Source organism: Citrobacter sp. Ct235 (assembly GCF_030332305.1).
Taxonomy (GTDB): domain Bacteria; phylum Pseudomonadota; class Gammaproteobacteria; order Enterobacterales; family Enterobacteriaceae; genus Citrobacter_A; species Citrobacter_A telavivensis.
In genome coordinates this window covers 17,107-39,486 of sequence record NZ_JAOWIC010000047.1, presented here as the reverse complement: position 1 = coordinate 39,486, position 22,380 = coordinate 17,107, and the positions used below count along the sequence as shown (strand labels likewise).

11 protein-coding genes are annotated in these 22,380 nt (G+C 52.2%); 5 read left to right on the top strand and 6 right to left on the bottom strand.

What is annotated here, in order from left to right; translation table 11 throughout:
* Nucleotides 1-62: 62 nt before the first annotated feature.
* Nucleotides 63-743, bottom strand: coding sequence for a Crp/Fnr family transcriptional regulator (locus OGY35_RS13345; protein ID WP_286632514.1), 681 nt, complete (start codon nucleotides 741-743; stop codon nucleotides 63-65).
* Nucleotides 744-890: 147 nt separating this feature from the next.
* Here OGY35_RS13345 and OGY35_RS13340 point away from each other — a divergent pair, with 147 nt between their 5' ends.
* Nucleotides 891-1,817, top strand: a complete 927-nt coding sequence (locus OGY35_RS13340) for a nucleoside hydrolase (RefSeq protein ID WP_152405739.1) — start codon at nucleotides 891-893, stop codon at nucleotides 1,815-1,817.
* An 18-nt stretch (nucleotides 1,818-1,835) separates the two neighbouring features.
* Nucleotides 1,836-2,111 carry a hypothetical protein gene (locus OGY35_RS13335; RefSeq protein ID WP_286632513.1) on the top strand — a complete coding sequence of 92 codons (276 nt, stop codon included), beginning with the start codon at nucleotides 1,836-1,838 and terminating at the stop codon, nucleotides 2,109-2,111.
* Nucleotides 2,112-2,148: 37 nt separating this feature from the next.
* On the opposite strand, the gene OGY35_RS13330 is transcribed toward OGY35_RS13335, so the two are convergent.
* Nucleotides 2,149-3,204 carry an NAD(P)-dependent alcohol dehydrogenase gene (locus OGY35_RS13330; RefSeq protein WP_152405741.1) on the bottom strand — a complete coding sequence of 352 codons (1,056 nt, stop codon included), beginning with the start codon at nucleotides 3,202-3,204 and terminating at the stop codon, nucleotides 2,149-2,151.
* A 340-nt stretch (nucleotides 3,205-3,544) separates the two neighbouring features.
* Here OGY35_RS13330 and OGY35_RS13325 point away from each other — a divergent pair, with 340 nt between their 5' ends.
* Nucleotides 3,545-3,859 (top strand): PTS sugar transporter subunit IIB, encoded by a 315-nt coding sequence (locus tag OGY35_RS13325; RefSeq protein WP_152406387.1) that lies wholly within the window; start codon nucleotides 3,545-3,547, stop codon nucleotides 3,857-3,859.
* 93 nt (nucleotides 3,860-3,952) lie between these two features.
* Here the strand turns inward: OGY35_RS13325 and OGY35_RS13320 are convergent, their stop codons facing one another.
* The 4 genes from OGY35_RS13320 to OGY35_RS13305 all read right to left on the bottom strand — a co-directional run bounded on the left by OGY35_RS13320 (nucleotide 3,953) and on the right by OGY35_RS13305 (nucleotide 9,165).
* Nucleotides 3,953-4,849, bottom strand: a complete 897-nt coding sequence (locus tag OGY35_RS13320; protein WP_286632512.1) for a PHP domain-containing protein — start codon at nucleotides 4,847-4,849, stop codon at nucleotides 3,953-3,955.
* A 186-nt stretch (nucleotides 4,850-5,035) separates the two neighbouring features.
* Nucleotides 5,036-6,631 (bottom strand): glycoside hydrolase family 43 protein, encoded by a 1,596-nt coding sequence (locus OGY35_RS13315; protein WP_286632511.1) that lies wholly within the window; start codon nucleotides 6,629-6,631, stop codon nucleotides 5,036-5,038.
* A 61-nt stretch (nucleotides 6,632-6,692) separates the two neighbouring features.
* Complete coding sequence (locus OGY35_RS13310; RefSeq protein WP_286632510.1) at nucleotides 6,693-7,997, bottom strand: glycoside-pentoside-hexuronide (GPH):cation symporter; 1,305 nt, start codon at nucleotides 7,995-7,997, stop codon at nucleotides 6,693-6,695.
* 271 nt (nucleotides 7,998-8,268) lie between these two features.
* Nucleotides 8,269-9,165 (bottom strand): helix-turn-helix transcriptional regulator, encoded by an 897-nt coding sequence (locus tag OGY35_RS13305; protein WP_286632509.1) that lies wholly within the window; start codon nucleotides 9,163-9,165, stop codon nucleotides 8,269-8,271.
* A gap of 616 nt (nucleotides 9,166-9,781) precedes the next feature.
* On the opposite strand from OGY35_RS13305, the gene OGY35_RS13300 reads away from it, so the two are divergent.
* A complete protein-coding gene (locus OGY35_RS13300) occupies nucleotides 9,782-11,464 on the top strand; it encodes a ShlB/FhaC/HecB family hemolysin secretion/activation protein (RefSeq protein ID WP_286632508.1) in 1,683 nt (560 codons plus the stop codon).
* An 18-nt stretch (nucleotides 11,465-11,482) separates the two neighbouring features.
* Nucleotides 11,483-22,321 carry a hemagglutinin repeat-containing protein gene (locus tag OGY35_RS13295; protein ID WP_286632507.1) on the top strand — a complete coding sequence of 3,613 codons (10,839 nt, stop codon included), beginning with the start codon at nucleotides 11,483-11,485 and terminating at the stop codon, nucleotides 22,319-22,321.
* Nucleotides 22,322-22,380: the final 59 nt, after the last annotated feature.

Genomic DNA, 22,380 nt, shown 5'->3' with positions numbered 1-22,380 from the left:
AGCCTTCCTTCACAGCGAGAGCATTATCTCATGCTTTCGGGAATACGTTCCCCAGCCCCGGTTCAGATTTTGTCGCCAGGAAAATCGGATAAGCGGACAGGATTGATAATCCTCAGGGATTTATTTTTGTATTGGATAATCTCCTGCTGCGCAAGTTTTATCAGCGCGCGATTGAGTTGTCTGACAGAAACGCCCAACATGGCGGCGAGCGACTCCCTGTTCTCCAACTGAATCATTACGCCTTCGCTTTGCGTTTTGAATAATAAGAATTGACGCAATTTAGATTCCACCGAAATCGCACCAACCGAATGCAGCAGTGAAGTATTAAGTAACTTATGACTTAAATTCTGACACATAAAAAGAAGAAAAGCGGGATCGCGCATCGCGTTCTCTCTTACTGCCTCAACCGGAAGGGAAAGTAACAGAGAGTCCGATAATGCCTGGACGGCACTGAGGACTTTACTTTGTTTTGTTGAGAAAAGTTCGAGTTCACCGATCACCGAAAAAGCGGTTTCAAAAGAATAGACCCCATGAGTCCCGTTTGAATTCTGGCGTTCGACTTGCAGCTTACCGTCAACCAGGAAAAAGAGATGTGTCAAATACGTACTTTGCGTCGTCAGATATTCCCCGGCGTCAATTTTAATCAGACGCAATGCGGCTAACAGCGAAGCGTTGAGTACAGCAGATAACCCGTGCGCTAAAATAAATCGCTCTTTTAAGGCACTGTCGCTGATATTTTTCATCTTCCCCTCCGCCCTTTTCCTGTCTCCCTTTCATGGGATAGCACAATAAAATGAACGCGGCGATAACAAAAAGGACATATGTCCTTTTTGTTATCGCCAACTCTGCGCATTTTAACGTTACTGGACATAATAAACGGAGTAACTGCGATGAGACATTTTCTGATAGATACCGACACCGCTTCTGACGATGCGGTAGCCCTTTTGATGGCATTAAGAGCCTCTCATATTCAGGTTGAAGCGATTACCACCGTTGCGGGTAATTGCCCCTTACCCCAGTGTGTCAAAAATGCACTGATCTGCGTGGAGAAAAGCGATACTTACTTTCCTCCTGTTTACGCGGGCATGACAAAACCTCTGTTCCGGGAACGTTATTACTCGCACCATATTCATGGTGAGGATGGGATGGGTGATATGGCACTCCCCGAGCCCTCTTTGAGGGTTGAAAAAATGCATGCCGTCGATGCGATCATTGAATTTGCCTCCCGCTTTGATGGTCAGTTGGAAATTGTCACGCTGGGCCCTTTGACCAATCTCGCTATGGCGATTTTAAAAGAGCCTGAACTGGTGCAGAAAATAAAACATGTTTATGTGATGGGCGGTGCCGGACTCACCCCTGGCAATATCACCCCTTTAGCGGAGTTTAATTTCTACGTGGATGCCGAAGCGGTACACCTGGTGCTTGAATCGGGACTGCCGTTAACCGTGGTAGGCTGGGAAATTGGTATGGGCGAGGCTTTTATCAATCAGGAAGATATTGTGTTTTTAAATGAGCTCAGCGAGTTAGGCCGATTTTCCGTTCGCTGCAACAAGACGCTAATGGCGTTCAATGCAAGTCGTATGAACAAAATCGGCTTCGATTTGCCCGATCCCACCACGATGGCAGTGGCGCTGTACCCGGAAATTATTGATTCCTCTTTTGAGGCTCATACGTGGATCGAATACAAAAATGATAAATCCTACGGACACTTCGTTATCGATTCGACGCAACTGACCGGTCTGCCCGTCAATGCCACAATTATCACCCGCATAAAATCGGGCATGTTCAAGCAAAAGCTTTATTCCTTATTGTCGTAATGGATGCGAGGTATTCTGATGACATTCTCCCCGAAAAATATTAAGAAGGTCGAACTTCATGTTCACCTGGATACCTGCCTGAGCTTTCATTATATAAAACAAATTTGCCCAGGAATCACGCTGGATGACTTTACCAGGATCTTTATTGCCACGACGAAGTGCGGCGATCTTGCTCATTTCTTACGCAAGGTGGCTCCCCAGGCGAATTTCTATCGCTGTAACGAACACGCACTGGAAGCCAGCTTTATTGACAATGAAACCCGACAACGACTGATGCGTCGATTAACGGCGTAAATAACTAAACGGGCGGTACCGCGTACCGCCATTTTTGTCACGCGTTCAGCGAGGCGATATCAATAACGAAGCGATATTTCACATCGCTCTTCAGCATTCGCTGCCAGGCGACGTTAATATCCTGGATAGCAATGAGTTCAATATCCGACGTGATCTGGTGCTCGGCACAGAAATCGATCATCTCCTGCGTTTCGGCAATGCCGCCGATGACCGATCCTGCCACCGATTTCCGACCCAGGATCAACGGCGTACTGTTCAGTACCGGATCCAAATCACCCAGATACCCCACCAGTACGAGGGTGCCATTCAGCGCCAGCGTAGGGATATAGGGTTTAAGATCGTGAACATACGGAACGGTATCAATAATTAAATCAAACTGGTTATAGACGCCCTGCATTTGCTTTTCATCGGTTGAAATCACAATATGCGCAGCGCCCAGCCGACGGGCATCCGCCTCTTTGTTTGGGGAGCGGCTGAACAAGGTCACCTCCGCCCCCAGCGCTTTCGCCAGTTTAATCGCCATATGGCCCAGACCGCCCAATCCCACCACCGCAACCTGACTGCCCGGCCCCACCTTCCAGTGGCGAAGCGGCGACCAGGTAGTAATTCCGGCGCAAAGCAGCGGCGCTGCGCCTTTCAGATCCAACGTTTCGGGAATTTTGATGACGAACTTTTCCGTCACCACGATCTTATCGGAATAGCCGCCGTAGGTCGGCATATGATCGTGCCGATCAATATCGTTATAGGTCAGCGTGCTTCCTTCTTCGCAATACTGTTCCAGCCCTTGCGCACAAGGTTTGCAATGCTGACAGGAATCAACCATACAGCCCACGCCGGCGTAATCGCCGACGCGGAATTTCGTCACGGCTTTGCCCACATGCGTAATGCGACCAATGATCTCATGGCCCGGCACCATCGGGTATTTTGCGCCGCCCCAGTCGTTGAACGCATTATGAATGTCCGAGTGACAGACACCGCTATACAAAATCTCGATAACCACATCGTTGTCACGCGGATCGCGGCGAACAAAATGATGAGGAGCTAAATCTTCTTTTGCAGCAAACGCGGCGTAACCTTTTACATTAAGCGTCATGAATTTTCTCCGGATGATGGGTCATGTGGCGTGAAGGGAAATGAAACAGTGAGTGAGCCTCGTTTTCATCACGCGCCGATGAGTTAGCGCAGAATAACGCTAAGACGAAGAGACGTTAAGGATATCCACTGGCATGGCCTTATGAGCCTGATTCATGAATCCAGAAGCCGTCAGGAACGCAGACTCGCTTAAGTGTAGTCAACACATCCTGGACGGTGGAAAAGACTTCAGCTCTGCGCAGCCCACTCTGGAATATATTTATGATGCAAATAAGATGTGGCGCTCATTTTTTGAGCATGACCAGACCTATTCTATGAACCGTTTTCAGGAGGTCAAAAACATGAAAAAGCTTCTGATATGTTGTTTGTTCGGGAATACGGCAAATTCACTTGCCAAAAAGATGCATGTACTGGCAGAAAGCAGCGGCAATCCTCTCATGATTAGCGCAGTGGGACTGGATAATTTCGCCAGTGTCGCTCCCGCTTTCGACGGTTTTCTCATTGCGCCGCATATTCAATACAAGCTTTCTGAGATTTATGACATTGTCGGAAACACGCGTCCAATCGCCATTATTGAAAGTTTGCCCTATGCGTCGCTGGACGCAGAGAAAGTTTTAAATTTTGTGAAGGAGAAAATGCCTGAGCTGGCAGCCTGACACCCGGGGCCGCAGCGTTTTTGCGGCCTTCTCTTATGCATGAGATCGGTTAGTACGGCAATCAAAAAAGAGAAACACCGGGCTTGTCAGTCGCTAATAAAGCGTCACCTTGTCAAGAATTTCAAGGGTTTTCGGCAGTGCTTCAGCCCATGGCTGGCTGCTGCCCATTTTGATGTTGGGTTTGTTTTTACCGTGGAAATCGCTACCGTTGGTTGCCAACAGCGTTCTATCCAGCGTGAACTGATAAAGTTCGCGACAAAGCGCCTCATCATGATAGCTGGAGAATACCTCCACGCCCTGCACGCCGAGCGGCAGCATTTGCTCAATCACCGACAGATGCTTTTCCTTTACGTTGGCACCGATATGCGCAATCACCGGAATGCCTCCGTTATCGATAATGATCGACGCCATCTCTGCCATTGGTGGTAGATCAACCTTCACATGGCACGGTTTGTCGCGGCCAAAAAAATCCCAGAAGAAATTAATCAGCGGCATGTCGCTGCGAGGGTTTCCGGCCCGGTACGGCACCAGCAGCTCATGATTCGCATTGCGCGCATCCTCTAAAATCAACTCTGCCATCTGCTCTTCCTGCGGAACGCGATCGCCCGCCATGGTATACAGGCGATTGACGTCAAGCTGGAACCCGAGCGCCCGAAGCTTCGCCAGTTTCAGCGGCGTCGCGACACTTTCCAGATGGTGAAAATTCTGCTCGACGGCGCCAAAATCCCGGCAATCGCGACGAAAACCGTAGCCCAGCAGATGATAGTTATTGCCTGCAAACGAGCAATCAATTTCAATGCCCGTCATCACGCTCACACCGTTTTCATTGCCATAGCGAATGGCCTCTTCAACGGATCGCGCTGAGTTGTGATCGGTGATTGCCACCGCCGCCAGGTTCGCCGCTTTCGCCATGCTCAGCAGGTCGCTAACGGGGAAATCCGCATCATCGCTGTATTGCGAATGCATGTGCAAATCGATACGTTTCATCATCTTCTCCTTAAGCTGATAAACATGTACTGCATGGCACTATATGATTAGACGTGAGATTAATACAGCGTGGCATGCGCGATAATTCTGAATCTGATAATGCGTAGAAATATCGGTGCCGGTTAATCCGTTTCTCATGAGGGATAATCCGAGGGGATCATCACTTTCATCCCCTCAATGTGCTAATGATTAATTTGCCGAATAGAGGAAATAATCAAAATCGGCATAAATGCGCTCACCGGTGAAATCCTGGCAGCACATCCCGACAAAAGCCCCGGTGAAGCGTTCAATGCCTCTTTCTTTAAAATACTCATCAGAGAGCTTACTGTATTCCACATGATCACCCACGGGAAACCACGTGCGCTCATCTAACGAATAATAGAAGTTGGCGGCATCGTCTTTCACACAGACTTTAAGATACACCACGCCATCACGGGGAATGTTAATCCCTTCCCCGGTCGGTAGTGAGAATCTGTTAAGGTCGTTAATCATCAAATTAACCGTCCTCTCCCCCTTTTCACTGCAGGAAATATGTAAATAAATATAATTTGTCGTGTCGTAAAAACAGACTAATCCCGCCATTTGCTGAAATGAATGTGGATGAAAATCTACGCAGGTCTGTGCGGTGAAGACGAAATCGGTTTGTCTTCTTGCCAGTAAACTCTGATAGTGATGTGAACTGAGCGATTCACGACCGCGCAGTCGTAACCAACCGCTTCTTTCTTTCAGCGTACACATCTCTTCACTTAAGGGGATGCGCAACGACTGATATTGAAGCGGCAGAACGGGCGTATCAAAATCATCTTTTTCAGGGAGCGCAGGCCAGGGGAATTCTCTCAGTGACGTTTGTACCGTCAAATCAGGCGCAACGGTATTATTTGCCAACCGCAACCAGCCCTCGTCATTCCAGTAAACCTGTTGAATCGCCGTTTCACGCCCCATCGGACTGCGGCCTTTGGAGGGTAATGGCCGACCGCATAAATGCACGATAAACCATTCCCCCTGGCTGTTTTCAATGAGATCGGCATGTCCGACGCGCTGTAACGGCAGGCGACAATCGAAACGTGATGTCATCATTTGACCGATAGGATCGGTTTCATAGGGGCCAAACAGATGTTTTGAACGTGCCACGGTCACGCTATGGTTATAAAAGGTGCCGCCTTCCGCAACCAGCAGATAGTACCAGCCGTTATATTCATACAGATGCGGTCCTTCGGTGATCCCAAGCGAGGTTCCGGCGTATATTTTCCGGCATTCTCCCGTTAGCGTATTATTCTTTTCGTCATACTGCTGAATAATAATACCATTCCATTTGGGAAACCCGGCCTCGCCACCATCCATATAGCTCATTTCCATACTCACCAGCCACTTGGTCCCATCGCTATGATGAAAGAGAGAAGGATCAATTCCCCGGCTATTGAGATACGTTGGCTCAGACCACTCGCCCTCAATATCTTCAGTGGTCACCATATAGTTATTGGTATCCCAAAAACGTCCGCTCACATTTTTAACGTCGGTGTAGATAAGATAGAATCTGTCAGCATCGTAGCTCAAACAGGGTGCATATATTCCGCCAGAGTCCGGGTTACCTATCATGTCGAGCTGGCTTCTCCGATTTAACGGATAAGAAATAAGACGCCAGTTCTTGAGATCCCAGGATTTATACAGACAGACGCCGGGGAACCATTCAAAGGTTGACGTCGCTAAATAATAGGCATCGCCAACTCTGATGATGGAAGGATCAGGATTAAAGCCTGGAATAATCGGGTTGGTCATTGTGGTCATAGACACGTCCTGAAAGACAAAAATGAATTTACGTTATACTGACTGAATGATGTCACGGTGCTTACACATCATATGAACGATAGCGCTGCATAATAAAAAACATGATCAAGACAAAAACTGCCGGGATAATCGTAAAAATGAGGCGCACCGTCATAATGGCGGGGTCTGTTTGCATCGCGGCGTTCCCGACATAGCCCCCAAAGGTCAACAGCCAGCCGATAATGGCTCCGCCAACGGCAATACCAATTTTAATAGCAAAGAGATTGGTGGAAAAAACCAGCCCACTTAATGAACGATTTGATTTTTTTTCAACATTATCAATAATGTCGCTCAACAGACTCCATTGCAAAGGAGCTGAGCTTGCGTCAATAAAATGGATCAGGCAGATGACGCTGCAAATCAACGCGACAGACTCCGCAGGGACGGCAAAAAGTGCAGTCAGAATGACAGCCTGTATCACTAATGTCAGTTTGTAGGCGAGTACCCGATCAAAATTTTTATACAGTAAGGTGGTGGACATAGCCCCCACAAACCGTGTGCAAAGAATAATAACCAGTACCGTGCTGACTAAATCAGGCCTTTTCATATAGTAACTGACAAAATAGATCGCCCCACCCGTTTTTAAAATGCCGGCAATCAGACTGGCGATATTAAGCGAAAAGATACAGCGCCAGTTGAAATCGTTAATAATAATAAGCAACTCCTGATATATTCCCCGCAGGTTATGACTTTTATCCACTTCTTTAACATAGTGCTCTTTGGTCATCGCAAAGCAGAGAAAGAACATGAGAGTACTCATTCCTCCCATGATGACCATGGCAAGAAAATAACCTTTCTGTAGATCGCCTGCGCCCAGTATTTTGGTTAACGGTAGCGCGACAACCGACACAATAATGCCGCCTAACGCCGCAAAGGCAAAACGGTACGATTGCATTGAAACACGCTCTTTTGCATCCTTTGAAATATTGTTGATTAATGCACAGTAAGGAACGTTGACGAGAGAGTAAAAAAGGGATAATGCAGTATAAGAAACATATGCATAAATAATCCTGCCCGTCTCACCAAAATCGGGCGTATAAAATGTCAATGCGCCAAAAATACCGAACGGAAGCGAAAACCAAAGCAAGTAAGGTCTGAACTGACCATACTTTGTTTTGGTATGATCGGCAAGATAACCAATATAAACATCAGCAACGGCATCAAAAGCCCGGACAACGAGAAACATTGTCCCCATATGAAAAGCGCTTAATCCATAGATATCTGTATAAAAATAGGCCATAAACAGCATAATGGTTTGCCAGATAATATTGGACGCACCATCGCCTAATCCATAACCTATTTTTTCTTTGACGCCTGACTTATTCATAGAAATACCTTTTACCTGAGAGGATCAAGAATTTTAAAAATTCAGGGCCGGCCTCAATATAAAAGATAAGTGCAACAGGGGATAAAAAATGTAGATAAACTGGCCATTTATATAATTTTTTTGCGCCAGGCGCTACGTGTCGATCACATTTTCAGCAAGAACTGTCTGCGATTGACTCGTCGCATGATTTATTTAGAAGCGTGCAGAGCCAACGAATCGTTATCAATGATAATCATTCGCCGTGTTAACCCGGTCATCAACAGAAAAGGGGCTAGCTGGAGATATTTTCGTTGATTTTAAGCTGTTCAGAGGTGAGGTTGCTGGTTCTGAATTTTTTCGGCGTAACGCCGATAAATCGCCGAAACTGATAGCAATAGTAAGCGGCATCCGTAAATTCACATTTATAAGCAATGTCAGTGATACTCAGGTCGGTATTACGCAACAGCTGGACCGACATCGCGATTTTCTTGCGCAGTAAATACTCTTTAAAACTGACCTGCATAACCTTTTTAAACACTCTGGAGAAATGGCCAGCCGACAGCCCAACAGCACCAGCCGCCTCGTTCAGGCTGATATTAAAGGATGTCCCTGTTTCTATCGCAATGACAAAATTAATTATCATGCTAAATATTGACTGACTATCCGTTTCAGATGAAATTTTCTCAGATGTTACCGCGTGCTGAAGTACCGTATTCAACAAGAGAATAAGCAGCGGCCTAATCTCATTTTCCGTGTGCTCGTCTTCATTAACGTCTGAAAACCATCTGAAAATGAAATCCAGCCTGTCAGCAGCCTTTCCGTTAAGACCAGTGACAACACCGGTATGGGATTCAAGCACCGGGAGGGGATATTTTAGATTACTGAGCATCGCCCGATCGTACTGTAAGATATAACGCTCATGGTCACCTGTAAATTCCAGCTCCATGTCATGCAGGACCAACGGGCTTACATAAATCAAGGTGTTATTCTCGATCCTGAACTTCTCCCGACCAATGCTATAACTGCCCTTCGCTTTGCGAAACCACATAATTTCGTGTTCGAAATGGACATGGGGTTTTATGTACATCCCCTTTTCTGGCACTTTTTCCCGTGCCCGCAGGATATAATCGAGACCTGTTTTGGTCTCTAATTTCTCAAAAAAATAATCAGTATTAATCGGCGTTGGCATAATTAAAAAAATAGAGAAGTGTTCGCGATGTGATAACACATGAGCGAGGTTGAGTACAACCGATTTTGATTTCGCGCCTCGCCTGCCAGGCGGATTCAGTCGTTAATTAAACGTTATTCTACCTCTGAATCAGCGCTACTCATTATTAGGCTATCTTGTTTAGCCCGGAATATCCGCGAAAATCACGGTCAGCGATGAAAAATCCCCGTTAAATATAACGAGACCGCAATGTCGGCAAACAAACTTATAAACACCCCGATCGCTACCTGGAACCTATTGTCCTGGTGACCGTTCCTAGTCATTCCGCGTCATGTCATAACGCTGCATCCAGAGGCTTATCGCAGCCTCACCCGCATTTTTTAGATCATGAACAGTGGCGTCCCCAGCGAAATCGCAGGCGTCATGACAATGTGTGGCTCCGCTTTGGTCTTGCCAGGTAAAAATCTTCATAACGAGGGAAAATGTTTTTTATACAGAAACTATATTTTTTGTATGGAAATGTAAGTAAATAATACGCTATAACCTTACCCTCAATAGCTAAGTTCTTATTTATTATCCATATCTTAAATTTACTATCCATATCTTAAATGAAACGAATGCAGAGGAAGCGGGAACAATGGGCAGGGATGCACTGATCGGGTTCAGGATTGTTTTATCGTTCCTGTCGGTACTGAGTACCGCAGTTTGTGCCGCACCGCTTTCACCCGCCGATCGCGACACCATTCAGCAACAGCAGTCTGAACAGCTTCGTCGTGAACAGAGCCAGCGTGATGAACTTGAGCGCAGCATTGTATTGCCCCGTGTGGCAGAACCCACTTCTGCTGCGCCGGACTCGTCAGGCCCCTGTTTTGACATTCGCCAGATTACTCTCAGTGGCTCCACGCTAATTACCTCTGCTGCACAACAAAAACTGTTGTCCCCGTGGCTGAACCGCTGTCTGAATATGGCGCAACTGACGCAGCTTACAAATGACGTGACGGACTGGTACGTCAGTCGGGGCTATATCACCAGTCGCGCTTTTCTGACAGAACAGGATATCTCTGCCGGAAATCTTCGCCTTGTGGTAATGGAGGGCCGTCTTCAGGCCATCAGAATGGAGGATGCCCCACCCCGTATGCTGAAGATGGCGTTTCCGCGACGGGAAGGCAGTATTCTGAACCTGCGCGATATTGAACAGGGCATGGAGCAGATTAACCGTACCCGCAGTGAACCGGTACAGATTGAAATTCTCCCGGGTGATAAAGAGGGCTGGTCGGTGGTTAATCTCACCGCCACGCCGGAATTTCCCGTCACTGGCTCGGTGAGTCTGGACAACAGCGGGCAGAAAAGTACCGGGACGGGGCAGTTAAGTGGTTCCCTTTCTTTTAATAACCTTCTTGGGCTGGCCGATAACGGGTTTATCAGCGGCGGGCGCAGCAGTGATTTTTCGAATGCGCACGATGCGCAGAACGTGGCGGCGGGATTCAGCCTGCCGTATGGATATTCCCTGCTGGATTACAGTTATTCCTGGAGCAACTACCTCAGCACAGTTGATAACAACGGCTGGCTATGGCGTTCCACGGGTGACACACAGACTCACCGTCTTGGTCTTTCACATGTCCTGTTTCGTAACGGTGACATCAAAACGGCGCTGACCGGCGGACTCCAGCACCGCATCAGCCACAATTATCTTGATGACGCCCTGCTTGAGAGCAGCAGTCGTAAACTTACCTCTTTCAGCATGGGTCTGAATCACACCCATAAACTGCTGGGCGGTGTGGGCACACTGAACCCGGTTTTCACGCGCGGCATGTCATGGTTTGACGCCGAAAATGACCACGGCAAAGGAGACGACCAGCCGAAGAGCCAGTTTCGTAAATGGTCCCTGAGTGCCAGTTTTCAGCGCCCCGTTGCTGACGGGCTGTGGTGGCTTGCCAGCGCTTACGGTCAGTGGTCCCCTGACCGTCTGTACGGTGCCGAGCAGCTGAGTATCGGCGGCGAAAGTTCAGTGCGCGGATTTAAGGAGCAGTATATTTCCGGCAACAACGGTGGGTATCTGCGTAATGAACTGAATTATTCCCTTTTCACGTTCCCGTTTATCGGCCAGGTCAGCGCCATCGCCGCTGTCGATGGCGGCTGGCTGCATTCGGATAAATATGACCCGTACTCCTCTGGAACGCTGTGGGGCAGCGCTATCGGGCTGTCGTCCTCTGCCCGGCATTACTCATCGCAGCTCACAATGGGTGTGCCACTGAAATATCCGGACTGGCTTACACCGGACCACCTCGTTATTTACTACCGTATCGCGCTGGCGTTTTAAACTCAGGAACTCAACGTTATGGATAAACACACCCCCCTTAACACCGACCATGTGGTTTCCCTCCCACGCCGTCTGCTGAGTTACCTGATTTGTGCCGTCATTGCCGGACAGCCCTTGCTGCCTGCCATCGGTGCCGTGGTCACCCCCACCGGTAACACGACGATGGACAAGGCCGGAAACGGCGTACCGGTGGTGAATATCGCCACGCCCAACGGAGCGGGGATATCCCATAACAAATACGGTGAGTATAACGTCGGGAAGGAAGGTTTAATCCTTAACAACGCCACCGGCAAACTCAATCAGACCCAACTGGGCGGACTGATCCAGAGTAACCCGAACCTGAAAGCCGGACAGGAAGCGAAAGGCATTATCAACGAAGTCACCGGTGCTAACCGTTCACAGCTTCAGGGTTATACCGAAGTGGCGGGCAAAGCGGCGAACGTGATGGTTGCCAACCCTTACGGCATTACCTGTAACGGCTGCGGATTTATCAATACCCCGAACGTGACGCTGACCACCGGGAAACCGGTACTGGATGCCAGCGGCAACCTGCAGTCGTTTGATGTCACGAAAGGTAGCATCACCATCAATGGCGCGGGTCTGGACGGTAGCCAGTCAGATGCCGTGTCCATCATTGCCCGCGCAACGGAAGTGAACGCCGCGCTGCACGCGAAAGACCTGACGGTGATTGCCGGGGCTAACCGCGTTACAGCGGACGGTCGCGTCAGCGCGCTGAACGGTGAAGGCGACGTGCCAAAAGTCGCCATTGATACCGGCGCACTCGGCGGGATGTACGCCAACCGAATCCGTCTGACCTCCACCGAAAATGGTGTCGGGGTGAACCTCGGCAACCTCAACGCCCGCAGCGGCGATATGACCCTAAACAGTGCTGGTAAATTGGTCCTGAAAGACAGCCTTGCCAGCGGCAACACAACGGTCAGCGGGACGGAGGTCACACTGTCCGGTGATAACAAAGCCGGTGGCAATCTTAACGTTACCGGAACAACCGCGCTGACGCTGAATCAGTCCCGCCTGGTGGCGGATAAAAATCTGGCGTTGTCCTCGTCCGGACTGATTACCTGGAACGGTGGGGAACTGACTGCCGGACAGAACGCCACGCTCAGCGCGCAGCATCTGAACCAGACCTCGGGGGCAGTGAATGCCGCCGGTAATGTCACCCTCACCACCACGGGTGACGCCACGCTGAAAGGCCGTACCGTTGCCGGGAAAATGCTTACCGTCAGCACCGGCCGCCTGAACAACATCGGCACGCTGGCCGCCCGGACAGACGCCACAGTTAACACCGGGACATTCAACAATACCGGCACCGTCCAGGGTAACAGTCTGAAGGTCACAGCCACCGACCTGACCAGCACCGGCAATCTCAAAAGTGCCTCAGCGCTGGATATCAACGCCCGGGACATTACGCTGTCCGGCGAGACCGTTGCGGATGGCTCCGTGACCGTGAAAGGCAACGGTCTGACAACCACCTCCACCGCACTGACCCAGGGCAACAGCATCAGCGTGGAGGTACAGAACGCGCAGCTTGACGGGATACAGGCCGCCAGAGACGGCTTCACGCTGAAGGCCAGTGACAGTCTGACTCACGGCGGAAAATCGTCAGCCTCCGTGCTGGACACTGAAAGCGGCAGCCTCAGCAACAGCGGTACACTGACCGCCTCCACGCTTGCGATCAACAGCACCACGGTTATCAACAGCGGCCTGATCCACGGTGAACGGACGCTCGCACTGGTCTCCCGTCTGCTGGACAACCGGGAGAATGGCGTAGTGTACAGCCCGGCCGCGATCTCCCTTTCAATACCTGAGCTGAAAAATGCCGGGATTATCACCAGCGATGCCGCGTTATCCCTGTCAGGCTCTCAACTGACCAACAGTGGAGAGGTAAGCGGTGCTTCACTTTCTGTTGATTACGGCACGCTGAATAACAGCGCGGGTGGACTGCTGCTGGCGCAGGGAGCGAACCGCATCACGGCGCAGTCACTGTCGAATGCCGGCAGCATCGCGGGTGACACGCTGACGCTGACTGCAGACCGTCTCACCAGTTCTGGCCTGTTACAGGGTGATACCACCCTGTCGCTGACTGGCGGAATACTGGATTTACTGGCAGGCTCCCGCACGCTCACGGGCGGGGATCTCACACTTTCAGGCACCACGCTGACCACCGCAGGGCAGACACAGGGGCAGAACGTCAGCGTTAATGTCCGTGACTGGCAAAACAGCGGCAGCGTGCTTGCAACCGGCAACCTTACCGCTTCGACAGCCGGTCAGCTAACCAGCACCGGCGATATCATGAGCCAGGGTAACACCACGCTGAATGCAGCCACAACAGACAACCGGGGCAGCCTGCTTTCGGCAGGCGACCTTTCCCTTTCAGGTCATTCTCTGGATAACCGCGGTACTGTCCAGGGTAACCATGTGACAGTTCGCCAGGACAGTATCACCAACAGCGGAACGCTCACCGGGGTCGCCGCACTCACGCTGGCCTCACGACTGGAGATGGCGGCACCACTGCTGACGCTGGCAAATAACAGTGGTGGAAAGTTACTCACGACCGGTGATCTGAACATCACCGCAGGCAGCTCCAGTAACGCGGGCCAGTGGCAGGGACAGCGGATACTGATTAACGCCGGAACACTGACTAACAGCGGTGCAATCCAGGCGTCAGAGCGGCTGGATGCGCAAATCAGCAACAGCCTCACCGGCCTGTCCGGCAGCAAAGTCACCTCAAACGGAGAGCTGGCGTTATCGGCACTGATGCTGAGTAACAGTGGACAGTGGGTAGCGCAAAACCTGACGCTGGATGCGGGTTCGCTGACGAACAGCGGTGAGATAACCGGCGTGGATGCGCTTGCGGTCATCCTGAACCAGACTCTGAACAACCAGGCCAGCGGTAAACTGCTGAGTGCCGGTCATCTGACGCTCAACACGAGCGATATCACGAACGACGGGCAACTCCAGGGCCAGACGACCTCTGTCACCACGGGGCAACTGACCAACAGCGGACGGCTTCAGGGTGAAGCGCTGACGCTGGCGGTCTCCGGGGGACTGAGCAACCGTTCCGGTGGTGTGTTACTGAGCCAGAATGCACTGAATGTCACCACTACGACACTGAACAACCAGGGATCGATACAGGGCGGTGGCGAGTCTTCCGTGAAGGCCACCACCCGCCTGCAGAACGACGGCAAAATCCTCTCCGGCAGTAAACTCACGCTCACTGCACCGGAACTGGCGAACAACAGCAGCGGACTGGTACAGGCCGTCACGCTGTTGCTGGATGTGGTGAATGCCGTCAATGGCGGACGCGTACTTGCGACCGGCAGTGCTGAACTGCAAGGCACATCGTTTAATAACAGCGGCACGCTTCAGGGCGCGGACCTGCTGATGAATTACAGGAACACGACCAACAGCGGAACGATTCTGGGGGCAACGACTCTCACCGTTAAGGGAGACTCGCTGGCGCAGACCGACGCCGGTCGTCTGTACAGCGCAGGCAATCTGTTGCTCGACGAGCGGGACTTCAGCGGACGTGGTCAGGTGGTGGCGCTGGGAGATGCCACACTGAAACTGATTACTGCGCTCACTAACACCGGCACGCTGGCGGCCGGAAGAACGCTTTCCGTCACCTCACAGAACGCCGTTACCAACAACGGTGTGATGCAGGGGAATGCAATTACGCTCAGTGCCGGTGGCGCATTTACCAATAACAAAACGCTCACCACGGGTAGTGGCAGCAGTACCTTCAGTGCGCAGAACATCCTGCTGAATGCCTCCGGTTCGCTCCAGGCGGGCGGAGATGTACAGCTGACTTCGCGTGGCAATATCACCGTAAACGGTTTTACCGGGACGGCGGGCAGTCTGACGATGACGGCCGCAGGCACCCTGCTCAATACTGCGCTGATTTACGCGGGTAACAACCTGAAGCTGTTTGCTGACCGCATTCATAACACGTATGGCGATATCCTGGCCGGAAACAGCCTGTGGATGCAGAAGAATGCCTCCGGCACTGCAAATACCGAAATCATCAACCGTTCGGGCACCATAGAGACCACACGCGGTGATATCACCATAAAGACAGGGCATCTGCTGAATGAGCGTGACGGACTGACGGTGACGGAAACCAGTACAGACAACAGTTCGCTGATCCCGGGTATGGGGGATGCCCTCCTTTATGTCGATATCAGTCAGCTTAAAGACGGCAGTTACGGACTGAATAAATACCGGGATTATCATGAACAATGTATCGGAGGTGCCAATGGCAGTGATCATTGTGTGATAACCGAATGGGACCAGTACTATTACACCATGGCGGAGTCGGCGGCTGAACAACGCTTTATTCAGACGCAGCATCGTATTGATGTGATAAGTCGGGGGGGCGCTTCACGTATTACAGCCGGACGGGACCTGTCAGTCAGCGCATCCAGTCTGAATAACCTCGCCAGTCTGCTGATGGCCGGACGTAATGTGACGCTTTCCGGTAATAAGCTGAATAACCAGTCCTGGCAGGCAGGGACCGATACCGTGTACTGGTTGTACCAGTATGTTCCGTATTCTGACTGGACAGTAAAAAGTCCGGGTTATGCCAATCCGCTACTGGAATTGTCCGCCCCCTGGCCATGGGATGGCGTCGGGAGATCAGTGCGATCCCCTCGGTCTTCCACTATCAGATTTGTTTATCAGGGAAGAGAAACCGAAACGGCTGCCGGAGAAATTTTTCGCTCTGCCATCAGCGCAGGTGGTAATGTCTCTGCAAACTTCACAAATAACATCAGCAACACCACAACCACCGCAAACGCAGGGGGGGTCAGTAACACCATTACTGCGCCTGTGCTGAACACGCTCACACCGGCGAGGGTCGGCGGTGGTCTGAACAGTGAATCACTGACCGATGCCGGCAACGTGAATGTCAGTGCCCCCGGCTGGCAGGATAGCATCGCGGACGGACTGAAAGAAATCACCGGCGGTTCGTCACTTTCCGGTCAGAGCGGCAACAGTGGCAGTTATCCCCTGCCTTCCGGCAACAATGGTTACTTTGTGCCCTCCTCCAACCCCGACAGCCCGTATCTGATCACGGTGAACCCGAAGCTCGATGGCCTCGGGAACCTGGACAACAGCCTGTTTGACGGGCTGTACGGACTTCTCGGGATGAAACCCGGTCAGGCACCGCATGCGGATGCACGCTGGAGTGATGAAAAACAGTTCCTCGGCTCATCATACTTTCTTGATCGCCTGGGCCTGAAACCGGAGAAGGATTACCGTTTCCTCGGGGATGCGGCCTTTGATACCCGGTATGTGTCAAATGCGATGCTGAACCTGACAGGTTCACGTTATATCAATGGCATGGGTTCTGATCTCGAACAGATGCAGTACCTGATGGACAGCGCCGCCAGCCAGCAGAAGAATCTCGGACTGCAGTTCGGCGTGGCGCTGACCGCTGACCAGGTGGCACAACTCACGGGCAGTATTCTGTGGTGGGAATCCGCGACCATCAATGGTCAGACCGTGATGGTGCCAAAGCTGTACCTTTCCCCGAAAGATATCACCCTTCATAACGGCAGCGTTATCAGCGGGAACAACGTGCAGCTTGCGGGCGGTAATATCATCAACAGCGCAGGCAGCATCACTGCACAGAACGGTCTCTCGCTCGACAGTGCCAGCAATATCGACAACCTGAATGCGGGGCTGATAAGCGCGGGCGGCAGCCTGGACCTGAGCGCCATCGGGGATATCAACAATATTGGCTCAGCCATCAGTGGTAAGACGGTAGCGCTGGAGAGTATCGGCGGCAGTATTAACAATGTGACCCGGACTCAGCAGTGGAGCGCGGGCAGTGATGGTCGTTATGGCAGTGTGCATGTCAGCGGTACGGACACCGGTCCGGTGGCGACCATTAAAAGCACTGATTCACTCTCACTGGATGCAGGGAAAAACATTAACATTACCGGGGCAAATGTCTCGTCTGGCGGCTCCCTTGGAATGTTTGCGGGTAATGATATCAACATTGCCGCAAACCAGATAAGCGGGAGCAAAAGTCAGTCCGGTTTCTGGCGCACTAAAGACAACAGTTCATCATCCACCACCTCGCAGGGCAGCAATATCAGCTCTGTCGGTAACCTTGTGATGGTGGCAGACAATAATCTGAATGTCACCGCATCGTCCGTCTCCGCCGGTAACAGCGCCCTGCTATCTGCGGGCAATGACCTGAACCTGAACGCGACGCGGGAAAGCAACAGCAGTCGTAACGGTAAATCAGAGCGCCACGAAAGCCTGGCGACCGTCTCCACGGTGACAGCCGGGAACAACCTGACCCTGGCTGCCGGACGTGATATGAACAGCCAGGCCGCCGGTATTGCAGCGGAAAACAACGTCGCCCTCCAGGCCGGGCGTGACGTAAACCTGATGGCAGAGTCTGCCAGCGCCGGCGACAGCTATACGTCGAAGAAAAAGAAAGCGATTAACGAGTCCGTTCGCCAGCAGGGAACGGAAATCACGTCCGGCGGAAACACCACCATCGTGGCCGGACGGGATGTGACAGCACAGGCCGCTGATGTATATGCCAACGGAAACGCAGCCGTGGTGGCCGGACGGGATATCACCCTCACCACCGCTACTGAAAGTGACTATGAATACCGGGAGAAGAAGAAAACCTCCGGTGGCATGTTCAGTAAAAAGACCACCCACACCATCCACGAGGAAAACCACACCCGTGAGAAAGGCACACAGCTTTCCGGGGAAAACGTGGTGCTCAGCGCAGGTAATAACCTGACGGTACAGGGTTCATCCGTTGCCGCTGAACGCGACGTGGCACTGAAGGCCGGAAACAACGTGACCGTGGAAGCCGCCACCAACACCGACACTTATTACGACATGAAGAAGACGAAGAAATCCGGCATCTTCTCCAGTGGTTCGGGTCTCGGTGTGACCATTGGTTCGCAGTCGTCAAAAACCACCCGCCAGGGCGCGAAGACCACGCAGAGCGATGCACGAAGCATGGTGGGCACTTCCGGCGGTAACGTCATTATCAGCGCAGGAAATCAGGTCACGTTAAGCGCCGCCGACGTCATTGCCGGACGGGCAAAGGACGACACGTCCCGTGCCACCGGGCATATCGATATCACCGGCAGTGACATTGCCATTATCCCCGGACGGGATACGGTCACCGAATCGGTGAAACAGGAGACAAAATCCACTGGTCTCACCGTCAGCGTGAAAGCGCCGTTTGAGGACACGGTACGTAATGTACGCGACATCGTGCGCGGGAAAGACGGCAGCGGTAACAGCACCGTTGATAAGGTGAAGTCACTGGGTGCGGAAGGTGCCGCCCTGGCCCTTGATGGTCCGGGACAGATGGTCGCCGTCTCCGCAGGCAGCAGCAAGTCGTCCTCTGAATCACACTACCAGGGCGAATTTAACAGCGGAAGCCAGCTTGCAGCAGCAGGCAATATCCAGATGACCGCCACCGGCAAACAGGGCGGTAACAGCGGCAATATCCTGATTGCAGGCAGTCAGGTGAATGCCGGTGAAGCGGTGATACTGGATGCGAAGCGTGATGTGAACATCACCACCTCCACGGATACCGAAACCTACAGCAACAGCAGCAAAACCAGTGGCTGGAACATCAGCTCAGAAATGCCGACCGCAGGCAGTGCCACCCGTGCCACCACCGGGGGCGGCAAACACGGCAGCCAGCTTCTGCCGGGCGGGATGAGTCAGTCTGAAAGCAACAGCAGCGGTACCCGCACGACGGAAAACGCATCCGTCATTCAGGGTTCGGATATTTACGTCAACAGCCGGGAAGGCAGCGTGAACATCAGTGGCAGCCAGCTGACGGCCACTGAAGACCTGATGCTGTCAGCGGTAAAAGGCGACATAAACGTAACCGCCGGACGTGACACGTCTCACAATGAAAACAGCGGCAGCAGCAAAACCATCGGTACGCTGGGGGGAGACGGTTACAGCGCCACAGCAGGCTACAGTCGTGAGAAACACAGCAGCCGTGATGACGCGTCCACTGAAAGCGGACAACGCAGTCAGTTAACGAGCACAAACGGCAACATTATTGCCCAGGCCGGAGGCGATCTGTCCCTTTCCGGTACAGATGTCAGCGCCGGTAAATCGGTTTCACTCAGCGGTAAAAACGTGCTGTTTGACGTGAGCCGCGACACCCGTGACGGGGAAGCCCACAGCAGCAGTTCACAGTACGGGGTGACCGCCTCTGCCGGTGGCTGGGCCGTTGATGCGGCTAAGGCGGCTGAAACGGCTGCCCGCAGCGCGGAAAACGGCGACGATGCCCGACTCACTGCCATTAAGGCGGGTCAGGCGGGTACCACCGCCGCACAGGGTATGATGACGGACTCGGCTGTTGTGAAGGGCAAGGTTTCTGTCACGGCAGGTTCTTCCTCACAGGACAGCCGGTATCACAGTACTGACACACAGGGCACCACCATCAATGCCGGTGAGAACGTCATTATTAACGCCCGTAACGATATCGCCGGTCAGGGCGTACAGATTGGCGGGAAACAGGTGGTACTGGATGCAGGGCAGGATATTCTGCTGACCGCCTCACAGAACACGCACAACAGTCAGAGTAAAAACAGCGGCAACCAGGTCAGCGCCGGCGTGGGCGTCAGCCTCATCGGTTCACAGAACGGTATCAGTATTGAGCTGGGTGCCTCACAGCAAAAGGGTAAGGAAAACAGCCAGTCACAGAGCAACACCAACAGCGTTATCCGTGCCGAAGAGCAACTGACCGTGAACAGCGGACGCGACACCACCCTGAAAGGGGCAGAGCTTGCAGGCAACCGTGTGGTGGTGAACACCGGGCGCGACCTGACCATCAGCAGCGTGCAGGATACCGCCTCTTACGACAGCAAACAGTCCTCTTCCGGCGCGGGTCTCAGCCTGTGCGTTCCCCCCATTTGCTATGGTGCGTCTTCCGGTAACGTCAGTGCCTCGGGCGAAAACATCACCCAGAGTGGTAAGAGCGTCACTGACCAGAGCGGTATCTATGCCGGAAAAGGCGGTTTTGATATCACGGTCGGAAACCACACCCAGCTTGATGGCGCGGTGATTGCGTCCACGGCAACGGACGACAAAAACAAACTGGATACGGGAACGCTTGGCTGGACCGATATTCACAATGAGAGCAAAACCTCCGGTGACAGCTACACCGTGGCGATTTCGGGCAGTGCGGGCGGCAGCGGAAGTGGTGAAAACCGCAACGTGGCGCCGGCCATCGGTACCGGTCATGCGGAAGAGAGCAGCAGCGGCACCACGTCGTCGGCCATCAGTAACGGCACCATCATCATCCGCGACAGGGATAACCAGACGCAGGATATTGCTGACCTGAGTCGTGACACCGACAACGCCCACCACGGTGTGGATGTAAACGGTGATGTACAGAAGGTGAAGGATAACCTGGCGGTACAGAGCGAAGGTGCGGCGCTGGCAACCTCTGTGCTGGATGTGTACGGTAAGTATGCGGAGCAGAAGGCGAAGGAATCCAACGCCGCACTGGAAGCGAAGCTGGAAGCCGAAGGCGCGTTCGCGGGGATGTCGGAGGCACAAAAGCAGGCGGCACTGGAGAAAGCGGAAGGCTATCAGAACACTGATTACGGTCCGGGGAGTGAATTCTGGACGAAGGGCAGCGCGGCGGCAGGACTGCTGGCCGGTGCGCTCGGTGGCAACCTGAAAGCCGGCGCGGCAGCCGGTGCTGCTCCCCTACTGGCCTCACTGGTGGCAAAACAGGATGACCCGACGGTACGTGCCGCGTTGCACGGTATCGTGGCGGCAGCGCTGACGAAACTGAGCGGGGGCAGCGGCTCCGACGGCATGAAAGCCGGGGCCATTGGGGCCATCACCGCATCGGCGATGACGGACCATCTGGTGAGTGCACTGTACGGTAAGGATGTCAGCCAACTCACCGCCGATGAAAAACGTCTGGTGAGCAGTCTGGTGACGATTGCGGGTGGGCTTGCAGGAGCAACGGTCACTGACGGCGATCTGTCGATGGCTGCGCTTGCGTCAAACACGGCAAAAGTGGAAGTTGAGAATAATAGCCTTAGTGTTGTGATCCAGGGCGGGAAACTGGCCGCACAGGGCTGTATGAAGATTTCAGCATGCCGTGATCGCCTGGTCGGTAGCGGGCTTGGAGCTCTGCTGGGCGTAGGTGTATCCACATCGGCAATGGATGCGCTTTCAAATGATGAGAAGATGAACCTGATTTATGTGGCATCGCTCAATGATCCTTCCCTGCTCAGCCAGTTAAACGATGCCCAGAAAGCCGCCTATGAGTCCCTGACGGGTAAGACGATCACCAGTACAGGTGGTACGCAGGTTATCAATCCGGGGCCGTCAAACACTGGTGGAAACCAGACTGTAACCGGAAATGTGCCTACTAACACAGGGAATAACAAGCCCTCAGATCAGGGGGTAACCAATACAGGTAACACTGATGGCAATCCTGATACTGGCGGCAATACTACGGTTACACCGATTCCGGAAGGCCCAAGTAAAGATGATTTGGCTTATCTTGACAAGATAACTCAGGGTGAACATGCTTCTATCAGGAATCAAGAAGGCCGTCCTGTAGGAGCGGTCATCAACGATGTCCAGAAATCCAGACCTGCAGATATACTGGTGCAGGATGATGGGCGTTGGGTTGTAAAAGGAAGTAACGGCAATATTCATATCATTGAGCCAAATGGTGAGGTTGTAACATCATTTAAAAATAGTGATAAAAACACATCACAACGCTTGAATGATGGTAGGTGGAGTAGACCTGATAGTAGTAAACTTGATGAGTTTAAAAATAAATTTTCTGACTATGTAAGGTGGTAATAATGGACGTTCTAAAGACTGATTACATATCTGGGGTGAACGTGACGTTATTTGATGTT